Source organism: Amycolatopsis pithecellobii (assembly GCF_009707865.1).
Classification (GTDB): domain Bacteria; phylum Actinomycetota; class Actinomycetes; order Mycobacteriales; family Pseudonocardiaceae; genus Amycolatopsis_E; species Amycolatopsis_E pithecellobii.
This window is the reverse complement of the sequence record NZ_WMBA01000018.1, coordinates 58711-75615: the sequence shown is the minus strand read 5'-3', so window position 1 is coordinate 75615 and position 16905 is coordinate 58711. Positions and strand designations below refer to the sequence as shown.

Here is a 16905-nt window from a genome sequence, read left to right as displayed (position 1 = left end):
CGCGGGGACCATCGCGGCGCCCAACGTCCCCGCGACTGCGGACTTTGGCCAGGCGAGACCGGGTGTTTCGCACTGCGAGCATCGGCACATGGACATCCCAGACCCGAAGATGCCAGAGGCTGAACGTCGCGCCCGTGCCGTCCGCACCGTCGCGAGAAACGCCCATGACGCCACGGATCTCAAGGAGCTACTGGACATGCTCGGCTTGCAGGCCACCGAGGTCTGGCCCCAGCCGCCGGAAGTCCCGGCCGCACGGCGGCAAGGCACACATCTGTCCATCGGCGAACTGCACACGCTGCTCGAAATGGCCCGCACCTGAGCGCGAAGGTCCTCACGCGGCTTTGGGGCGACGCAGCAGCGCACCGGTGACGGCGAACACCACCCAGCCCGCGGCGCTGAGCCCGATCCACGTGATCGCGCGGTACAGCACGACGGCGAAGGCGGCTTCCGGGGCCCCCAGTCCGCCCGCGGTGAGCGCCGCGAGCAGTCCCGCTTCGGCCGCCCCCGCACCGGCCGGGGTGAGCTGGAGCCCGATACTCGCCTGCACCGCGAGATATCCGACCGCGACGGCCGGCCACGGCAGGCGGTCGGCAGTCGCCGCCACGCACGCGGCCAGGGCGAGGAAGTCCGCTCCCCAGCTGGCCACCGCGCAGGACGTCGCGGCAGCCCAGGTGCGGCGACGCAACCGGAACCCGGCGACGCGCTCCGCGAGCGTCTCGAGCGGGTTCGGATCGGCCGTCGCCCAGTCCTGCCTGCGGACCACCGGCAGGTGCCTGGCGAGCGCCACGATGTGCCGCGCGATCCCGTGCAGCGCGGAAGGTTTCCTGAGCAGCCGCCACACCAGCACACTCAAACCCGCCATCAACACGGCGAGGGCCACGGCCGCCCGCCAGCTCAGGAAGCCGGTTCCGGCCGAAACGAGGGGCGCGAAGACGACGAGCACCGCGGCCGAAAGCAGGGCGGCGACCGTGCTGGACCACAGGGCCACCGCCGTGCCGGCACCGCGGGCACGCAGGGAAGCCACCAGATAAGCCAACCCCACTGTCGTCCCCGCCGACGGCACCGTCTGCGCGATCGCGTTCCCGGCGAAGTTGACCGCCTGCACGGTCCGTCCCGGCACCCGTGCCCCGGCGCCCCACAGCAGTCGCCGATGCAGTTCGCCGTACAGGACAAGCGAAATCACCGCACCCGCGATGGCGGCCAGCACCCACGGCACGGCGACCGGCCGCACCTCGACGTGGGTCACCGTGCCCAGCCGCCAGACCGCGATGCCGATACCCACCGCTGCCAGCACCAGGTCGAGGACCAAGCGCAGTTTCGGCGGTCGAGTCGTCACCGAAACGACGAAACGCCGGACGTCACCACACCGACAGGGTTCGAGGTCCCTGATAGCAGGGACCTTCGAAACCGTTCCGCCCCGGGGAACGTCGACCTGACCCCATCACGACGGGGCCGTCGCGATCGTTCTGAGCTGGTGCAGCCGGAGGCCGAGTTGCAGTTCCAGATCGTTCTCGGTGCGCCAGCCGGCACCGAGCACGGTGCTCACCCGGTCCAGTCGCTTGAGCAGCGTATTGACGTGGATGTGCAACGCACGGGCGGTCGCCGCGACGTTGGCGCGGTTCAGGTAGTAGGCACTGAGGGTGTCCACGAGATCGGTCCCGCGCCGCCGGTCGTAGTCGAGGAGCGAGCCGATCGAATCGGAGAGGAAACGGTCGAGTTCGCCGACCCGTTCGGTGTCGAAGATCATCGCGTAGAGGGCGTATCGGCCCGTCGTGGCGCCCACATCGGTGTGCCCGATCGCGCGCATCACCGCGGCGCAGCGACTGGCCAGCGAGAAGGCGCGTGACCAGTCGTGCTCGACCGCCCGTTCTCCCACGACGACGACGGGGCCGCCGAGCGTGCGGCGCAGCCGGTGATGGACCTCCTCGACGGTGTGGTCGTCGCCGGTGCTGTGGAGAACCATCGTGGCCCTGCCGAGATGTTCGCCGGCCAGTCCGGCGCGCTCCCGTGCGATGTCGTGCAAATGGCGCGCAAGATCGGTCGGCGACACCGCGGGAGAATCCGCCACGAGGACCAGGTTCAGCCGGTCGACATCGATGTGGCGGGCCCGGGTGCGGGTGCGCTGGGCCGGGCTGATCCCGGGGCTGCCGACCATCAGCTCGGTCAGGAGTTCGCCGCTCAACCGCTCACTGGCCTCGGCGACGGCCTGCTCCTTGAGGATGAGCAGCCCCAGGATGTGGGTGGCCCGCTCCAGAGTTCGCAGGTCCGTCTCGTCCGGGGCGCCGTGATCCGCGACGGCCTGCCGGCTCCACACCAGTGCGCCGAGGTAGCTGTCGCCCGCCTGGATCGACGCCGTACTGCGGGCGACTCCGGCGGTGTCGACCGAGGTCGTGCAACGGGCCGTGCGGGGTGTGTCCTTGACGGTATCGGCCGGCTCGGTCGCCGGAGGGGTCCGGCACGGACTCGACGCCGAGTCCCGGTGAACGAGCGCGGCGCCGGTCCGGTCGAGGAGGGTGACGCTTCCGCCCAGCTGGTCGGCGAGCAGCTGCGCCACATCGCCCGGTGTGCCGCCGCCCAGCACCACACCGGTCAGTGCTTCGTGGACTGCTTGGGCGCGCTCGATCTTGCGGTACGCGATCTGTAGCTCCCGCAAGGCGTTCCGGCTCGCCTCGTAGAGCCGGGCATTGTCGAGGGCGACCGCGGCATGATCGGCGAACGCGGTGAGCAGCGCGATCTCGTCGGCCCGGAAGGAGCGCTCCGACCGGTCCGCGGCGAACAGGGCGCCCACCGCTTCACCCCGGATGACCAGTGGCACACCGAGGAGCGCGACGAGCGCCTCGGTCGCGACCAGGCGGTCGAAACCCGGATCGTGGTCGATCAGGGTCGCGGCGGCGTAGTTGCGCACCCAGTGCGGGCTGCGGGACGCCAGCACTTTGCCACCGAGGCCCACGCCGGCCGGGATACCCGCGGCGAGGAAGGCGGGAGAGATCGTTCCCTCCGATGCTCTGGCCGACAGTCTGCCGTCCGCACCGACCAGCGACAGGTACGTGAAGTCCGTGCCGATCAGGTCGTGCGCGTGGTGGACGATCGACTGCAGCACCTCATCGAGCCCGCCCAGCGCGGTGAGCGACTTGGCGGTCGCATACAACGACGCCAGTTCGCGCTGTCGGCGCAAGAGGGCGTGCGGCTCCAGCTCGCCATCGGGGTCGCCGGCCACAGTGCCATCCCTCCTCGGCATCAGGTGGGCAAAAGACCCACCGAATCAGCGGGAGGTGTGGATGGTACACACCTCAACCACAGCGCCCCGGCGCCATAATATGACCGCCGTCACCTGCCTGCGCTACCGACGAAGGCGGCATTCATGGCATCCCCCCTCACCCAACCCGACGGACAGCCGGGCCACGTTCAGGCCGGCTTGTCCCCGGCCCCGCGCCGGGCCTTCCGCAAACTGCTGGCCGCGGGACTCATCGGAAGCTCCATCGAGTGGTACGACTTCTTCCTCTACGGCACCGCGGCGGCATTGGTGTTCCCGCATGTGTTCTTTCCGCACGCCACGGCTCTGACGGGGACCCTCCTTGCCTTCAGCACGTTCTGGGCAGGCTTCGTGGCACGTCCGATCGGCGGCGTGCTCGCCGGGCACCTCGGGGACCGATACGGGCGCAAGCCGGTCGTCGTCACCTGCCTGGCGCTCATGGGGGCCGCGACGTTCCTGATCGGCTGCCTTCCCAGCGCCGCGACCGTCGGCGCGCTGGCCCCGATACTGCTGGTCACACTGCGCTTCATCCAGGGGCTCGCGGCCGGTGGCCAGTGGGGCGGCATCGTGCTCCTGCTCACCGAGTCCGCCGGGGCCAAGCGGCGCGGTTTCGCCGGAACCTTCGGCCAGACCAGCGTTCCCGTCGCCGTGATCATCTCCAACCTGATCTTCGTGGCGGCCAGTGGCCTGATGCCGGATGACGCCTTCCTCAGCTGGGGCTGGCGCATCCCGTTCCTGGTCAGCGTCGTGATGTTCGGGGTGGTGCTCTACATCCAGGCCAAGGTGGAGGACACCCCGGAATTTCGCCGGCTGCAACGGGAGGCGTCACGGTCGGAGAACGCGGTGGTCCGGGCTCCACTGGCACAGGTGCTCCGAAGCAAGTGGGGCACCATCCTGCTCGGCTGCGGGCTCCTTTCCGCCACCAACAGCCTTTTCTACGTCAGCATCTCCGGGCTTTTGAGCTATGGCACGGGTTCTCTCGGACTCGAGCGCAATCCCCTGCTCGCGGTCGTGCTGGCCGGTTCCGTGGCGATGCTGGTGACCATCCCGTGGTCTGGTCATATCTCGGACAAGGTCGGCCGGCGGCCGCTGATCCTGATCGGTGGTCTGGGCGTCGCCGTGTGGGCCTTTCCCTACTTCGGGCTCGTCGACACCGCGTCGCTGCCGCTGATCTTCGTCGCGGTGGTGGTGGGTTTCGTCTTCCAATGCCTCACCTACGGCCCGATCGCGAGTTTCCTCGGCGAACTGTTCGCACCCGCCGTTCGCTACTCGGGTGCTTCGCTGGCCTACCAGCTCTCCGCCATCATCGTCAGCGGCGGCACGCCGTTCCTCATGACCGCCCTCATCGCGAAGACCGGGAGCACCGTGCCGGTCGCCGTCTACATCATGCTCATGGGGCTGATCACCTTTGCCAGCGCGTGGTTCCTGCCCGAAACGAACTCCGCGGAGATCCGCGACGATCCGCAAGCCGTCCCGGGCACGCAGCTCTACCGCTGAGGGGGTTCCCATGACCAGAGCGAGAACAGCCGCAAGGGGCGCCAGGACCCGCCGGCTCGCCGTACTGGCGACCATGGTGGTGCTGGCAGGCGTGGCTCCGTTCCCCGCGGCCGAATCGGCCCCCGCGGCGACGGACCCGGGGTGCGCCGGATTGGCTCAGCTGGAGATCCCATCATCGGTCATGAGCCTGCCGACATCGGGCGGTCGCGTCTCCTCGGCCTCGGTCACGACGAGCGTTGTCAGTGGTCAGACCATCGAGTACTGCCAGATCGACGCCGACCTCTTTCCCGTTGATCCCGCCGCGCCCGATATCAAGATGCGCGCCGACCTGCCCTACGGCTGGAATCGCAAGGCGATGATGTTCGGTGGCGGCGGCTACAACGGCACGATTCCCGACCTGACCTCGAATGTCCCGTTCGGCCCCGCGGACCAGCCGGCGCCGCTGGCCCGGCGCTATGCGACGTTCGCCAGCGACTCCGGCCACCAGCAGAACCCGGCGGTCCTGCCCACTTTGGACGGATCATTCGGGGCGAACGACGAGGCGCTGACCAATTTTGCGGCCGGTGACGCACTCAAGAAGACCCTTGACGCGAGCCTGTTCCTCATCCGCCACGCCTACCACACGAAATCTGCCGAGGTCTATTTCGCGGGAGGTTCGACCGGCGGCCGCGAAGCCCTCAACGTAGCGCAACGGTGGCCGACCGCTTTCGACGGCGTGATCTCCGCCTATCCCGCCTGGAACAATCTCAGTGAAATTCTGGACCTGGGATATCTGGCGCAGGTGCTGTCCCGCCCCGGCGCATTTCCCGGCGTCGAAAAACAGACTCTCCTCTACAACAGCGTCATCACCGCATGCGATGGTCTGGACGGGGTCACGGACAAGGTCGTCTCGAACTGGAGCAATTGCCGTTTCGATCCTCGCGCGTTGCGCTGCATCGGCGGTATCGATGCCGGCCCGGCCTGTCTGTCGGACGCCCAGATCACGGCCGTGACCGCGATGTCCTCCCCGTTCAGGTGGCCGTATCGGATCGCCAGCGGCGAGACCGGATACCCCGGTTTCCCCTTCCTCTCCGGGGCGGATATGCGGACCCCGTTCCTCGGGTTCGGCACCACCGCACCGGCCGATCCGATGCCGGTGACGAGCGGTTATGGGCTGCAATTCTGGGATCAATGGGTCAAGTATTTCCTGACCCGGGACAGTCGTTACAACTCTCTCGGCGTGGATCCCCGGAACCCCGGGAAATGGCTCGACCGGATCAGTGACCTGTCCACCATCGAGGACCGCAACAACGCGGATCTCGGCCCGTTCGCCCGTGCCGGCGGCAAGCTGATCCTGCTCCACGGCGCCGCGGACGAACTGGTCTCCCCCAGCTCGACGAGCGACTACTACGAGCGAGTCCGCGACGTGCTGGGCGCCGGGCCGACCCGCGCCTTCCTGCGGTACTACGTCGTGCCCGGGGCGAACCACGCGAACTTCGGCACGCCGGCGTTCGCCGCCGGCTGGGACTCGCTCTCCGCGCTCGAACGCTGGGTGGAAAACGGGCAGCCACCGGCGAACCCGGTCGTGGCCGACGTGAGCCACAACCGCACCCGTCCACTGTGCGAATATCCGGCCTGGCCCCGGTATCGCGCGGGTGATCCGAACAGCGCGGCGAGCTTCACCTGCACCCGGTGACGTGTCGGGCCGCATCATCCGGGGTAGCCCGGCACGATGTGCCGCTTGTTCGGAATGTCCGCCGCACCGGAGCGGGTGCGGGCCACGTTCTGGCTGCTGGACGCGCCGGACAGCCTGGCCCGGCAGAGCCACCGTGAGCCGGACGGCACGGGGCTGGGGATCTTCACCGCCGACGGCCGGCCCGACCTGCGCAAGCAGCCGCTGGCCGCGTACGAGGACGAACAGTTCACCCGCGAGGCCAAGGACTGCGAGTCCACCACATTCGTCGCACATATCCGCTACGCCTCCACCGGCGGGGTCGATCCGGTCAACACGCACCCCTTCGAGCAACAGGGCCGGTTGTTCGCCCACAACGGAGTCATCGGCGATCTGTCCACATTGGACCAAGAACTGGGCGAGCATCGCGATCTGGTGCGCGGCGACACCGACTCGGAACGGTTCTTCGCCCTCATCACCGCGCACATCGGCGCTCAGGGCGACGTCGGCGCCGGGATCGCCGCCGCTGCCCAGTGGGTGGCCGGGCACCTGCCCGTCTACGCGCTCAATGCGGTCTTGACCACCCCGGCCGAGCTGTGGGCGCTGCGCTACCCCGATACCCACGATCTGTTCGTCCTGCGCCGCGCACCGGGCGGACAGCATGGCGACCGGCATCTGGATCACGCCGGCACCCGTCTGCGCGCCCATTCCGGTGCGCTGGTCGAGCACGCCGCCGTTGTGGTGGCCAGCGAGCGGATGGACGAAGACCCGGGCTGGCAGGACCTCGCGCCCGGTGAGCTGCTCCACGTCGGGCCCGACCTCGCCGTCACCAGACGCACCGTCCTCGACCGGCCGCCCCGGCACCGGCTCACCCTCGCCGAGCTCGGCGCGCATGCCGCCGCGTCACAGGCCCCGCGCTGATCCGGCGAGTGCGCCGGAATCAGGCCGCGACGAACTCGGCCGGATGCCCGAGAAACAGCACGCTGCAACAAAAAAAAGATGTTGCCGATAACCGCGATCGCGAATTGAATCGCCGGGAACTCACCCGACGAAAGTCACCCTGATGAACACTGCGCATTTCGGCCACGCCGGGGAAGATTCGGGAGTGACAAGAGGTATCCGGGCGGCCTTGGCGGCGTTGTGCGCCGTGGCGATACTGTGCCGTTCGTTACTGATCCGACCACAGTCATGGCTATCCGGCCTGCGTGGCAACGGTTACGTGCTGCTCGGGGTCTGCCTGCTTTCGGTCGGATTGGTAACAGCGTGCACGGCGTCACCGCAGGACGGCCCTCATCCGGCCACGCCGCCCTCGTCCGCCCCCGTCCCCGCAGGCACACCCGAGCCTCCGGCGGGCACCCCGGGCTGGCAGCTCGGCCATCCCGGGCCGGAGCACGCGATCGAGGGATTCGCGGACCACACTTCGGTGTTGCCCGGGCAGGACGTGCACCTGTTCGTGAGCACCACAGCCGCCGGCTACACCGTCACCGCCTACCGGATGGGGGCCTACCGCGACTCCGATGCGCTGCGGGTGTGGCAGTCCGCCACCGAACCCGGTCACCGGCAAGCGGCGCCCGTCGTGCAGGCGCCGACCAACACCGTGATTGCGCCGTGGCAGCCCTCGCTCACCGTGCCGACCACCGGCTGGCAGCCCGGCGACTACCTGTTCCGGCTCGACGGCGACAACGGCGCCCAGCAGTTCGTCCCGCTGACCGTGCGCAGTCCGTCCAATGCCGGGAAGATCGTGGTCGTCAACGCCGTCACCACCTGGCAGGCCTACAACCGGTGGGGCGGATACAGCCTGTACAGCTCGCCCAGCGGAGCGAAAGCCCAGCGGTCTCGTGCGGTGTCGTTCGACCGCCCGTACCAAGCCAAGGACATGCAGGGTGCGGGCGATTTTCTGTTCTTCGAGCTGCCTTTCCTGCGCTTCGCCGAGCAGGCCGGGCTGCCGCTGGGCTACGCGACCGACGCCGACCTGCACGCCGATCCGCACCTGGCGGACGGCGCCGCGGCGATCGTCACGCTCGGCCACGACGAATACTGGTCCACCGCGATGCGGCAGAACGTCACGGCCGCCCGCGACCGCGGAGTCAATGTCGCGTTCTTCGGCGGCAACGAGATCTACCGGCACATCCGGTTCCAGCCCAGCCCGCTGGGCCCCGACCGGATCGAAGTGGACTACAAGTCGTTCGCCGAGGACCCGGCGCATCTCAGCGATCCGCTCGAGGCCACCCCGGAATGGCGTTCCCCGCCGTTCCCGCGCCCGGAAAGCGTGCTGCTGGGCGGTTTCTATCACTGCAACCCGGTCCACGCCGATCTGCGCGTGGCCGCCGAAGACAACTGGCTGCTCACCGGGATCGTCCACAACGGACAGACGTTGCCCGGGCTGGTCGGCAACGAGTACCAGCGCGTCGACCTCGCGGTGCCGACGCCACGCCCGATCGACGTGCTGTTCCACTCCCCGTTGACCTGTGGGGGCCGGCCCGACTTCGCGGACACCAGCTACTACACCACACCCAGCGGCGCCGCGGTGTTCGCCGCCGGGACGCAGTATTGGATCTGCGCGCTGGGTCCGGGCTGCGACGCCGACCACGACGACCGGACGGCGAACCAGGCCATCACCGCGATCACCCTGCGTCTGTTGCGCGCCTACGCCGCCGGGCCCACCGGACGCACCCACCCGGCCCGCGACAACCTCGCCGCCCTCACCATTCCCGGCGCCACCCCGAATCCGGCAGCGACGCTGCCACCGGACAACTCCACCACCCGGTGACCGCTTCCGATGGTCCGGACGCGCGCCTGTGACTTTCCTGTGGACCAGCGGCGGCCGGCCGGGTTCCGCCAGGTTCTGTGGTGAGGTGGAGGGTATGCGGCAGGTCTGGTGGCGATCGTGTGCGGTGGTGCTGATGGCCGTCGCGCTCGTCGGGGCCGGCACCCCGGCCGCCGACCGCCCGATGCCGGTGTCCACGGCCAACGTCCGCAACACCACGACCACCACCGGGGTCGTGTCCTCGCCGTCGTTCGCCGCGGTCGGCGCGCTTTTCCGCGACGGCGCGCATTTCTGTACCGCGAGCGTCGTCGACAGCCCCATCGGTGATCTCGTGCTGACGGCCGCGCACTGTGTCCAGGCCGGCACGGACCTGTCCTTCGCACCCGGCTACCACGATGGTGTCGCGCCGTATGGCATGTGGACGGTGACCGGCGTGCTGGTGCCGGACGGCTGGACGGCGACAGCGGACCCGGATCTGGACTTCGCTTTCCTGACCGTGCGGCAGGCCGGAAACCCGGAGCCGGTGCAGGACCTGACCGGTGGCGAGGAGCTGGGGGTCAACCGTGGATTCGCCAACGACGTCACCCTCGTCGGCTATCCCGGCGACGCGCCGTCGCCGGTGATCTGCCGTAACACCACGACGCAGGCTTTCGCCTACCAGCAGCGAATCGCCTGCCCGGGGTTTCCCGACGGCACCAGCGGCGGCCCCTGGCTCACCGCGGTCGACCCGCTGACCGGGAGCGGCGTCGTGGTCGGGGTGATCGGCGGCTACGAACAGGGCGGCGACACCCCCGATGTCTCCTACAGCGCCTATTTCGACGAGGACATCCACACCCTGTTCGACGCCGCCGTGCGGTGAGGCCACCTCAGGATGCGGCGTCCGTGTTCTGCCAGCCCGAGGCCCACAAGGTCTCCGGTGCCGAGGTTCCCCGGAGGATCGTTGCGGAGCGCTGCGCGAACTCGGCGAAGGAGGTGGGCCGGAGGCCGAGTTGTTCGAACACTTCGACGGCGACGTGGGACTCCGGCCCGCCGTTCCGGCGAAGGCGGAACAGGTCGTCGAGGTCGTCGGCGAAGCGGGGCGGGAGCCCGGCCGCTCGAAGTCGCCGGTGCTTGTCTTCGGGCGCGATGTCGACATAGCGGACCGGGCTCCCGACCACGGACGTCAGAATCGCGCACACCTCGGTCATGGTCAGCGCTTCCGGCCCGGTCATTTCGTAGCTCGCCGATCGGTGGCTGCCCCCGGTCGCGATCAGGTACGCGACCTTGGCGATGTCCTCGACGTCGATCGGCGCCAGCCGGGCGTCGCCGAGCGGTTGCGCGAGCGTCCCGTCGGCCAGCATCGTCGGGATTTCGCGGTAGTAGACCTGCATGAACTGGCTGGGGCGAAGCAGTGTCCAGCCGACGCCGGCCGTTTGAAGGTGGTGCTCGATCTGCGCGTGAAAGCGGCCGAACCGGAACGGGGAGCGCGGATCCGCGCCCATCCCGGACACTTTCACGATGTGGTCGACCCCGTGGGTGACGGCCGTGTCGATCAGGTTGCCTTGCGCCTCGACCATCCGGTCATCGGCGCCGGAGATCAGGACGACCGTGTCGATCCCGTCCAGCGCCGCGGGGAGAGTGTCCGGCACAAGCAGGTCGGCTTGGACCGTCTCGATACCGGGTGCGGACGCGCGGATCTTGGCCGGGTCGCGGACGAGGATGCGTGCCGGACGGCCCTGCCGGACGAACTCACGCACCACGGCCGATCCGGTCAGCCCGGTCGCGCCGGTAATGAGGATCATCGGTTACTCCTTCGTCGAGTCTTATCCCTGTAGACGAAGCGCGCGGGCGGAATTGACCGCGCGGCGGGAATCCGGTGAGGTGGCGCCGTGTTGTGCGTGCCGTGACCTGGGACGAGATCGACGCGCTGCACCGGCAGGAACTCCTGGGCTACTGCTACCGGATGCTGGGCTCGCCGCTGGACGCGGAGGAAGCCGTCCAGGAGACGATGATGCGGGCCTGGCGCGGCCACGACGGGTTCGCCGGGACCTCATCGCTGCGGGTGTGGTTGTTCCGGATCGCGACCAACGTGTGCCTGGATTTGCTCAGGCAGCGGCCCCGGCGGGAACAGCCGGTCGACGTCACTGTTGCCGGAGACGCCGGCGCCCCGCTGGGCCGGCGAGACGACCGTCGATGGATCGCGCCGGCACCCGACAACTGGCTCCTGCCGCCCGGCGAAGACCCGGCTGAGATCGCCGTCCTGCACGAGTCGGTCCGCCTCGCGTTCGTCGCGGCCCTGCACTGCCTCTCCCCCACGCAGCGCGCAACCCTCATCCTGCGCGACGTCCTCAAGCTCAGCGCGGACGAGACCGCCACGCTCCTCGGCATCACGGTCGCCGCCGCGAACGGGCTGCTGCGGCGAGCTCGCCGGCGCCTCGCGACCAGGCCGGCCCCGGCCGCCGACCTCACCGCGGACCAAAAGGCTCTGCTCGAACGTTTCGTCGACGCGTTCGAGCGGTACGACATCCCGGCCCTGACCGCACTGCTGCACGACGACGCGACGCTGTCCATGCCGCCGTACGGACTGTGGCTGGCGGGCCGGTCCCAGCTCGAGCGGTGGTTCCTCCGCGAAGCCAGCCCGTGCCGCGGCGCCAGAGCCATACCGGTCAAGGCCAACGGTTCGCCGGCCTTCGCGATCTACCACGCCGATCAGGGGCAGCAGCCTCCGCACGCCTTCGCCATCCAGCTCGTCACCGTCCGAGACGGCCGCATCGCCGCGATCGACATGCACCTGGACCCGCGCCTGTTCCGCCTGTTCGGCCTCCCCGATCGGCTCTCCACAGGGTCACCGGGAGTCCACAGTGGACGTCACGACGACCTGGTCTCCAGCCACGCCTGATCCACCACGGTCCGGCCCTCAGCACTCACCCGCACGGCCCACCCCTCGCCCCGCTCAGGCGGGCATGCGCTCACGACGAGCCGATCACCCGGGCGCACCGGCGCCCGAAAACGCGCACCGAACCCTCCGACACCGCCAATCCGGCCGCCGAGTATCCGCGTCATCGCGAGCCCGAGATGGCCAAGGACGGCCGCTCCGTGTAGTGCCGGGGCGCCCAGCCCGGCTGCCGCCGACGCCTCGGCGGATACGTGCTGCAGGTCTGGACCTTGCCGGCCAGGGACCAGCGGTAGCAACAGCCGGTACAGGGCGATCGCGCGTGGGTCCACCCGCACTTCGGCGGTCAGGACCTCGGCGCCGGTCGCGGGGACGGGCCCCGCCCAGGGCCCGGTGTCGCCGCTCGTCCGCCGGGCTCCGCCGCCCTGGAAGAGCACGCTGTGCCGGCCGCTGAGCAGCGGACCATCCGGACCAGTCGTGCTCGTCGTGAGCCAGACCAGCAGCGCCGTCGGCTTGACCTCGAAACCGCTGACGCGGACCCGGGTGGTGGCTGTGCCGGACAGTGGCACCGGCCGGTGCACCCGGTACGCGATGCTCGCCGCCGCACCGTGGCGGCCGGCCCAGATCGTGCGGTGCAGGTGAGGAGTCCAGGGACCGGCCGCGAACGTGGCAAAAGTCGGCAGGATGAGCGGGCCCGCCGCTTCGTCCAGGTAGGGACCATCCCGCGCAGGGTCGGCACCGACGGCGACGGCATAGGTCAGCACATCCCGTAAGTCCCAGCGAACCGGGACTTCCGGCGACTCATACCCCTGCCAGGACCGAGCCTCGTCGACCACAGGCGCGTTCATGAGGGCTGCCAGACGGTCGCGGCCCCATCTCGCACCAGCGCGCCGATCTCGTCGTCACCCAGGCCGACCTCGCGCAGTATCTGCTCGGTGTGCTGGCCCAGACACGGGGCGGGCGCACCGTAGCGAGCGGGAGTTTCGCTGAACCGGAACGGGAGTCCCTGGTAGCGGTGAGACCCGGCCTCGGGATGGCTCACCTCGACATGCAGCCCGGTCGCGGCCAGCTGCGGGTCGTCGTGCAGATCCCGGCCGCTGAGCACGGGCGCCGCCGGCACACCCGCCCGCTGGAGGATCCCGGCGGCGGTGACGTTGTCGTACTTGACGGTCCAGGCCGTGAGGGCGCTGTCGATCTCGCGGCCCCGGCGTAGCCGTCCGTCCACAGTGGACAAGCCCGGATCTGACGCGAGGTCCGGGCGGCCGATCGCGGTACACAGCGCCGGCCACTGGGAGTCGGCGAGCACGGCGATCGCCAGCCAGCGGTCCGCACCGGCGCAGCGATAGACGTCGTGGGGTGCGGCGTGCCTGCTGCGGTTGCCGTGCGGGGAGAAGTCGGCTGCGGGATCGGCGAGGAGAAACTCGCCGATCCAGTGCAGCAGTCCCTCCCGCTGGGCGAACTCGACGTACTGACCGTGGCCGGTGCGCTCGCGGGCATGCAGCGCGCCCAGCACCGCGCAGACCCCCGTCAGCGCGCCGATCGGGTCCGCATAAGCCGGGCCGGTCCGGACGGGCACCCCATCGCCGTACCCGTTCAGCCAGGTCATACCCGCCAGCGCCTCCATGGTCGGCCCGACCCCGAGGAAGTCCGTCAGCGGCCCGCCGGCGCCGGTGGACGGCATCTCCACCACGATGATGTCCTCACGCAGCCGGCGGGCCTGCGGGTAGCCCAGGCCCAGTCTGCTCAGCACGCCGGTCGCATAGTTGCTCAGCACGACGTCCGCACCGGCGGCCAGCCGGGCCAGGATCGGTGCGGCGGCTCGGGATTTCAAGTCGAGGGCCAGCGAGCGCTTTCCGTGGTTCTGCGTGTTGAACCAGCTGTTGCGGTTGACCGGCCGCGTGCCAGGGTCGAGGTCCGGATAGCGGTTCGGCTCGCCACCGGCGGCAGGCCCGCGCCAGGAGTCCAGTGCGGTCGCCGCCTCGACCTTGATGACGTCGGCGCCGAACGCCGCCAGGATCCTGGCGGCCATCGGCCCCGCCCACGCGGTGGTCAGCTCCAGGACCCTCACCCCGGCCAGCGGCAATGCCCGGTCCGCCCGGCCACGGTCCGGTGCGGGGCGCGGGCCGGACGGCGGCGTGGCGCTCATCCGGAACAGCGGCCCGAGGACAGCCCGTTCCCGGCCGTCATGGTCGACGCTGCGCCAGAAGTCGCGCGCCGCCAGGTGTTCGCAGGCTCGGACATCGGCGAGGCTCATCACCGGCGCGGCCATGACCCTGGCCCGCTTCGCCGCGGCGAGCACGTCTCCCACGTAGCGGTCCTTCAGCACCGGTGCGAGTCCCGCGGCGGCGTCCTCCCACCGCTCGACGAGCTGCGCATGGGTCGCGAAACGCGGATCACCGCCCAGGCCCGGCACGCCAAGCTCCTGGCACAGTTTCGTCCACCGGCCCGGTGGGCAGAACAGCACCGCCCACCCGTCTTGGCAGGCGAAGATGTCACAGGCGCCGGCGTACTTGTGCCGGGTCGGATAGCTGCCGTTGTAGGAATACTGGGTGACCAGGTTCTGCGACATGGCCGCGGCCACCTCGTGGACACTGAGCTCGACCCGCTGCCCCACGCCCGATCGCCGCTGCACGAGCAGCGCGGCCAGAGTCGCAGCGGCGGCGGCCGCACCCGCCGAGTAGTACGCCCGGTGGCCCGACCCGTACAGCGGCTCACGATCCCCCCGGCCGGTCATGAACATCAGCCCGGACAGGGCTTGGTGGATCATCTCGCTGCCCAGCCAGCCGGCGTAGGGCCCCTCGCCGAAGTCGGTGACGCGGCAGAGCACGAGCCCCGGCTCCTCGCCGAGCATCGCGAGTAGCTGAGCATCCGTGCTGCCGTCCACGATCGCGGCATCACTCGCCCCGGCCAGGCGCCGGATCTCCCCGGCCGCAATGGCGGTCTTGCCCGTGTTGAGGTGCCAGAACAGGGCCGAGTCACCGACCGCGCTGCGCGGCGGCAGGGTGCGCACCCGGCTACCGGAAGGCGGCTCGGCGAGCAGCACCTCGGCGCCGAGGTCCGCGAGGATGCGCGCCGCGAACTGGCCGGCCACACCGTCGGACAAGTCGAGGATCCGGAACCCGCTCAACGGGGCCAGGTCCATCTAGTCCTCCTTCGTCTCGATGGACAATTGCGCGACCGCCGCCTGCCAGGCCGTCGTCGCATCGGCGGTCCGATAGGACGACAGCGACGGGTCGTGGGCGAAAGCGTGGCCCGCCTGAGGGAAGGTCAGCGTTCGCACGCCTGACGCGCGCAGCTGCGCCAGATCCTCGGCAGGGATCAGCGGATCACGCTCACCGGCGATCGCCAGTACCCGCTCCGTGCGGGTCAGGCACGTGAGCGGCTCCGCCTGGCCCGGCGCACGCCAGTGCTCGGGCAGTCGCACCATGCCGTAGAACGACACGATGCGGTCGAACCGCGGCCGCCCACTGGCCTTGAGCGCGTACATCCCGCCAAGGCAGAAGCCGATGAGCGCGACCGGGCCGCTGGTGAGCAGACTGGCCGCGGCCTCGAGCGCGTCGAGTTTGGCATCGTCGGCGAACTGCGCCACCTGCCGCGTGCGGGCTTGTTCGTCGAGGTGCTGCAGGCCGGGAAACTGTTCAGGGGCGGCGATTCGCCACCGATGCCGCTGTGCCAGTCGCAGGCACAATTCCGTGTACATACCGGTGAATCCGCGCAGTGAAGCCGAAAGTACGACGTCCCGGGTTGCCGGCACGCCGAGCGGTTCGGCCATCAGGACCGGTGTTCCGTCGCCCAGATAGGTCTCGGTCACTCTCGCGCGGACCGGGTCCCGGCTGCGGTCAGGATTTTCGCCGAGCGTGCCGGGGGCGAAGGACGAGGCGCCGGCCGGGCGGAAATCGTTGTCAGGCATGGGATCCCACATCGTGCCGGAGATGGCGGCGGAACGCGGATCCGATGTCCGCGAAGGCCTTCTCGGACGGGGCGATGGGCCCGATCTGACCGAGGAACCCGTGGATCACCCCTTCGACATCGGTGTGGTGCACGGACACGCCCGCTTGCCTCAACCGTTCGGCGTAGCGAAAGCCGTCGTCGCGCAGGGGATCGTATTCGGCGGTGAGGATGAAGGCGGGGGCGACGCCGTCGAACGTGCTCGCCCGCAGTGGCGAGACCCTCCAGTCGCCGGCAAGCCGTGGGTCGTCCAGATAGTTGGCGATGAACCACTCACACGTCTGCCGGGTCAGCAGATAGCCCGTCCCGTTGCGGTTCCAGGACTCCGACTCGAATCCGGCGTCGAGGCACGGGACGACCAGAACCTGGCAGGCGAAGCGAGGCCGCCCGGCGCGAGCGGCCAGCAGGGCGACGGCCGCGGCCAGGTTCCCGCCGCTGCTGACGCCGCCGATGCCGAGCGAACCGTCACCGCCGAGCGCCGCCGCGTGCTCCTCCGCCCATGCGGCGACGGCCACGCAGTCGTCGAGCGCCGCGGGATAGGGATGCTCCGGGGCCAGCCGGTAACCGACCGAGATCACGATCGCATCGCTCTCCTGGCACACCCTCGCCGCCTCGGGGTGCGTGCCCTCGATTCCGTCGAGAGTCCAGCCACCGCCATGGATCCACACCACGATCGGATGGGGTCCGGCCCCTCGCGGGCGGTAGATCCGAACGGGAACATCGGTTTCCGACAGCACAACGGTGTCCTCGTATCCGCCGATCGGCGCGAGGTCGATCATCCGGCGCCGCCGGCGTTCCGCGACGGCTTCGCGGGCGGATGCGACGTCGGGATATCGTTCGGCGGGGAGCACGCCAGAGGTCTGGACCTCATCGAGGAAGGCGGCAATTTCGGGCAGCAACGGCATGGCGTACCTCGG

14 protein-coding genes are annotated in these 16905 nt (G+C 69.9%); 7 read left to right on the top strand and 7 right to left on the bottom strand.

Annotation, left to right across the window (positions count from 1 at the left end; all coding sequences use genetic code 11):
* The first annotated feature begins 88 nt into the window (after nucleotides 1-88).
* Nucleotides 89-319, top strand: coding sequence for a hypothetical protein (locus GKO32_RS14420; protein ID WP_154757368.1), 231 nt, complete (start codon nucleotides 89-91; stop codon nucleotides 317-319).
* Nucleotides 320-331: 12 nt separating this feature from the next.
* Here GKO32_RS14420 and GKO32_RS14415 read toward each other — a convergent pair whose 3' ends face one another.
* Complete coding sequence (locus GKO32_RS14415) at nucleotides 332-1336, bottom strand: lysylphosphatidylglycerol synthase domain-containing protein (RefSeq protein ID WP_154757367.1); 1005 nt, start codon at nucleotides 1334-1336, stop codon at nucleotides 332-334.
* 105 nt (nucleotides 1337-1441) lie between these two features.
* Nucleotides 1442-3217 carry a helix-turn-helix domain-containing protein gene (locus GKO32_RS14410; RefSeq protein ID WP_312867918.1) on the bottom strand — a complete coding sequence of 592 codons (1776 nt, stop codon included), beginning with the start codon at nucleotides 3215-3217 and terminating at the stop codon, nucleotides 1442-1444.
* Nucleotides 3218-3361: 144 nt separating this feature from the next.
* Between GKO32_RS14410 and GKO32_RS14405 the strand changes: the two genes are divergently transcribed.
* From GKO32_RS14405 to GKO32_RS14385, 5 genes are all read left to right on the top strand, one after another.
* Nucleotides 3362-4750, top strand: coding sequence for an MFS transporter (locus GKO32_RS14405; RefSeq protein WP_154757365.1), 1389 nt, complete (start codon nucleotides 3362-3364; stop codon nucleotides 4748-4750).
* A gap of 10 nt (nucleotides 4751-4760) precedes the next feature.
* Nucleotides 4761-6425, top strand: coding sequence for a tannase/feruloyl esterase family alpha/beta hydrolase (locus GKO32_RS14400; RefSeq protein ID WP_154757364.1), 1665 nt, complete (start codon nucleotides 4761-4763; stop codon nucleotides 6423-6425).
* Nucleotides 6426-6461: 36 nt separating this feature from the next.
* Nucleotides 6462-7322, top strand: coding sequence for a class II glutamine amidotransferase (locus tag GKO32_RS14395; RefSeq protein WP_154757363.1), 861 nt, complete (start codon nucleotides 6462-6464; stop codon nucleotides 7320-7322).
* A 142-nt stretch (nucleotides 7323-7464) separates the two neighbouring features.
* On the top strand, nucleotides 7465-9171 hold the full coding sequence (locus GKO32_RS14390) for a N,N-dimethylformamidase beta subunit family domain-containing protein (protein WP_246243700.1): 1707 nt from the start codon (nucleotides 7465-7467) through the stop codon (nucleotides 9169-9171).
* A gap of 94 nt (nucleotides 9172-9265) precedes the next feature.
* Complete coding sequence (locus GKO32_RS14385) at nucleotides 9266-10027, top strand: trypsin-like serine peptidase (RefSeq protein ID WP_154757362.1); 762 nt, start codon at nucleotides 9266-9268, stop codon at nucleotides 10025-10027.
* Between the two features lie 7 nt (nucleotides 10028-10034).
* Here GKO32_RS14385 and GKO32_RS14380 read toward each other — a convergent pair whose 3' ends face one another.
* On the bottom strand, nucleotides 10035-10949 hold the full coding sequence (locus tag GKO32_RS14380; RefSeq protein ID WP_154757361.1) for an SDR family oxidoreductase: 915 nt from the start codon (nucleotides 10947-10949) through the stop codon (nucleotides 10035-10037).
* A gap of 92 nt (nucleotides 10950-11041) precedes the next feature.
* On the opposite strand from GKO32_RS14380, the gene GKO32_RS14375 reads away from it, so the two are divergent.
* Entirely contained in the window at nucleotides 11042-12046 is a 1005-nt protein-coding gene (locus GKO32_RS14375) for an RNA polymerase subunit sigma-70 (protein ID WP_312867917.1), read from the top strand.
* Here GKO32_RS14375 and GKO32_RS14370 read toward each other — a convergent pair.
* Genes GKO32_RS14370 through GKO32_RS14355 form a run of 4 tightly spaced genes read right to left on the bottom strand, consistent with a single transcriptional unit; the run spans nucleotide 12016 to nucleotide 16893 of the window.
* A complete protein-coding gene (locus GKO32_RS14370; RefSeq protein WP_154757360.1) occupies nucleotides 12016-12888 on the bottom strand; it encodes a MaoC/PaaZ C-terminal domain-containing protein in 873 nt (290 codons plus the stop codon). The two genes, GKO32_RS14375 and GKO32_RS14370, sit on opposite strands and share 31 nt — an antisense overlap.
* On the bottom strand, nucleotides 12885-15182 hold the full coding sequence (locus tag GKO32_RS14365; protein WP_154757359.1) for a CaiB/BaiF CoA-transferase family protein: 2298 nt from the start codon (nucleotides 15180-15182) through the stop codon (nucleotides 12885-12887). The genes GKO32_RS14370 and GKO32_RS14365 overlap by 4 nt, the downstream gene beginning before the upstream one ends.
* A complete protein-coding gene (locus tag GKO32_RS14360; protein WP_166459548.1) occupies nucleotides 15183-15950 on the bottom strand; it encodes a dienelactone hydrolase family protein in 768 nt (255 codons plus the stop codon).
* On the bottom strand, nucleotides 15943-16893 hold the full coding sequence (locus GKO32_RS14355; protein ID WP_154757357.1) for an alpha/beta hydrolase fold domain-containing protein: 951 nt from the start codon (nucleotides 16891-16893) through the stop codon (nucleotides 15943-15945). The genes GKO32_RS14360 and GKO32_RS14355 overlap by 8 nt, the downstream gene beginning before the upstream one ends.
* Nucleotides 16894-16905 lie beyond the last annotated feature (12 nt).

Bases quoted from the DNA above. Each gene is read 5' to 3' on its own strand.
- GKO32_RS14400 (WP_154757364.1), top strand. From the start codon at position 4,761: ATGACCAGAGCGAGAACAGCCGCAAGGGGCGCCAGGACCCGCCGGCTC.
- GKO32_RS14360 (WP_166459548.1), bottom strand. From the start codon at position 15,950: ATGCCTGACAACGATTTCCGCCCGGCCGGCGCCTCGTCCTTCGCCCCC.
- GKO32_RS14390 (WP_246243700.1), top strand. From the start codon at position 7,465: ATGAACACTGCGCATTTCGGCCACGCCGGGGAAGATTCGGGAGTGACA.
- GKO32_RS14405 (WP_154757365.1), top strand. From the start codon at position 3,362: ATGGCATCCCCCCTCACCCAACCCGACGGACAGCCGGGCCACGTTCAG.
- GKO32_RS14395 (WP_154757363.1), top strand. From the start codon at position 6,462: ATGTGCCGCTTGTTCGGAATGTCCGCCGCACCGGAGCGGGTGCGGGCC.
- GKO32_RS14365 (WP_154757359.1), bottom strand. From the start codon at position 15,182: ATGGACCTGGCCCCGTTGAGCGGGTTCCGGATCCTCGACTTGTCCGAC.
- GKO32_RS14385 (WP_154757362.1), top strand. From the start codon at position 9,266: ATGCGGCAGGTCTGGTGGCGATCGTGTGCGGTGGTGCTGATGGCCGTC.
- GKO32_RS14380 (WP_154757361.1), bottom strand. From the start codon at position 10,949: ATGATCCTCATTACCGGCGCGACCGGGCTGACCGGATCGGCCGTGGTG.
- GKO32_RS14370 (WP_154757360.1), bottom strand. From the start codon at position 12,888: ATGAACGCGCCTGTGGTCGACGAGGCTCGGTCCTGGCAGGGGTATGAG.
- GKO32_RS14355 (WP_154757357.1), bottom strand. From the start codon at position 16,893: ATGCCGTTGCTGCCCGAAATTGCCGCCTTCCTCGATGAGGTCCAGACC.
- GKO32_RS14420 (WP_154757368.1), top strand. From the start codon at position 89: ATGGACATCCCAGACCCGAAGATGCCAGAGGCTGAACGTCGCGCCCGT.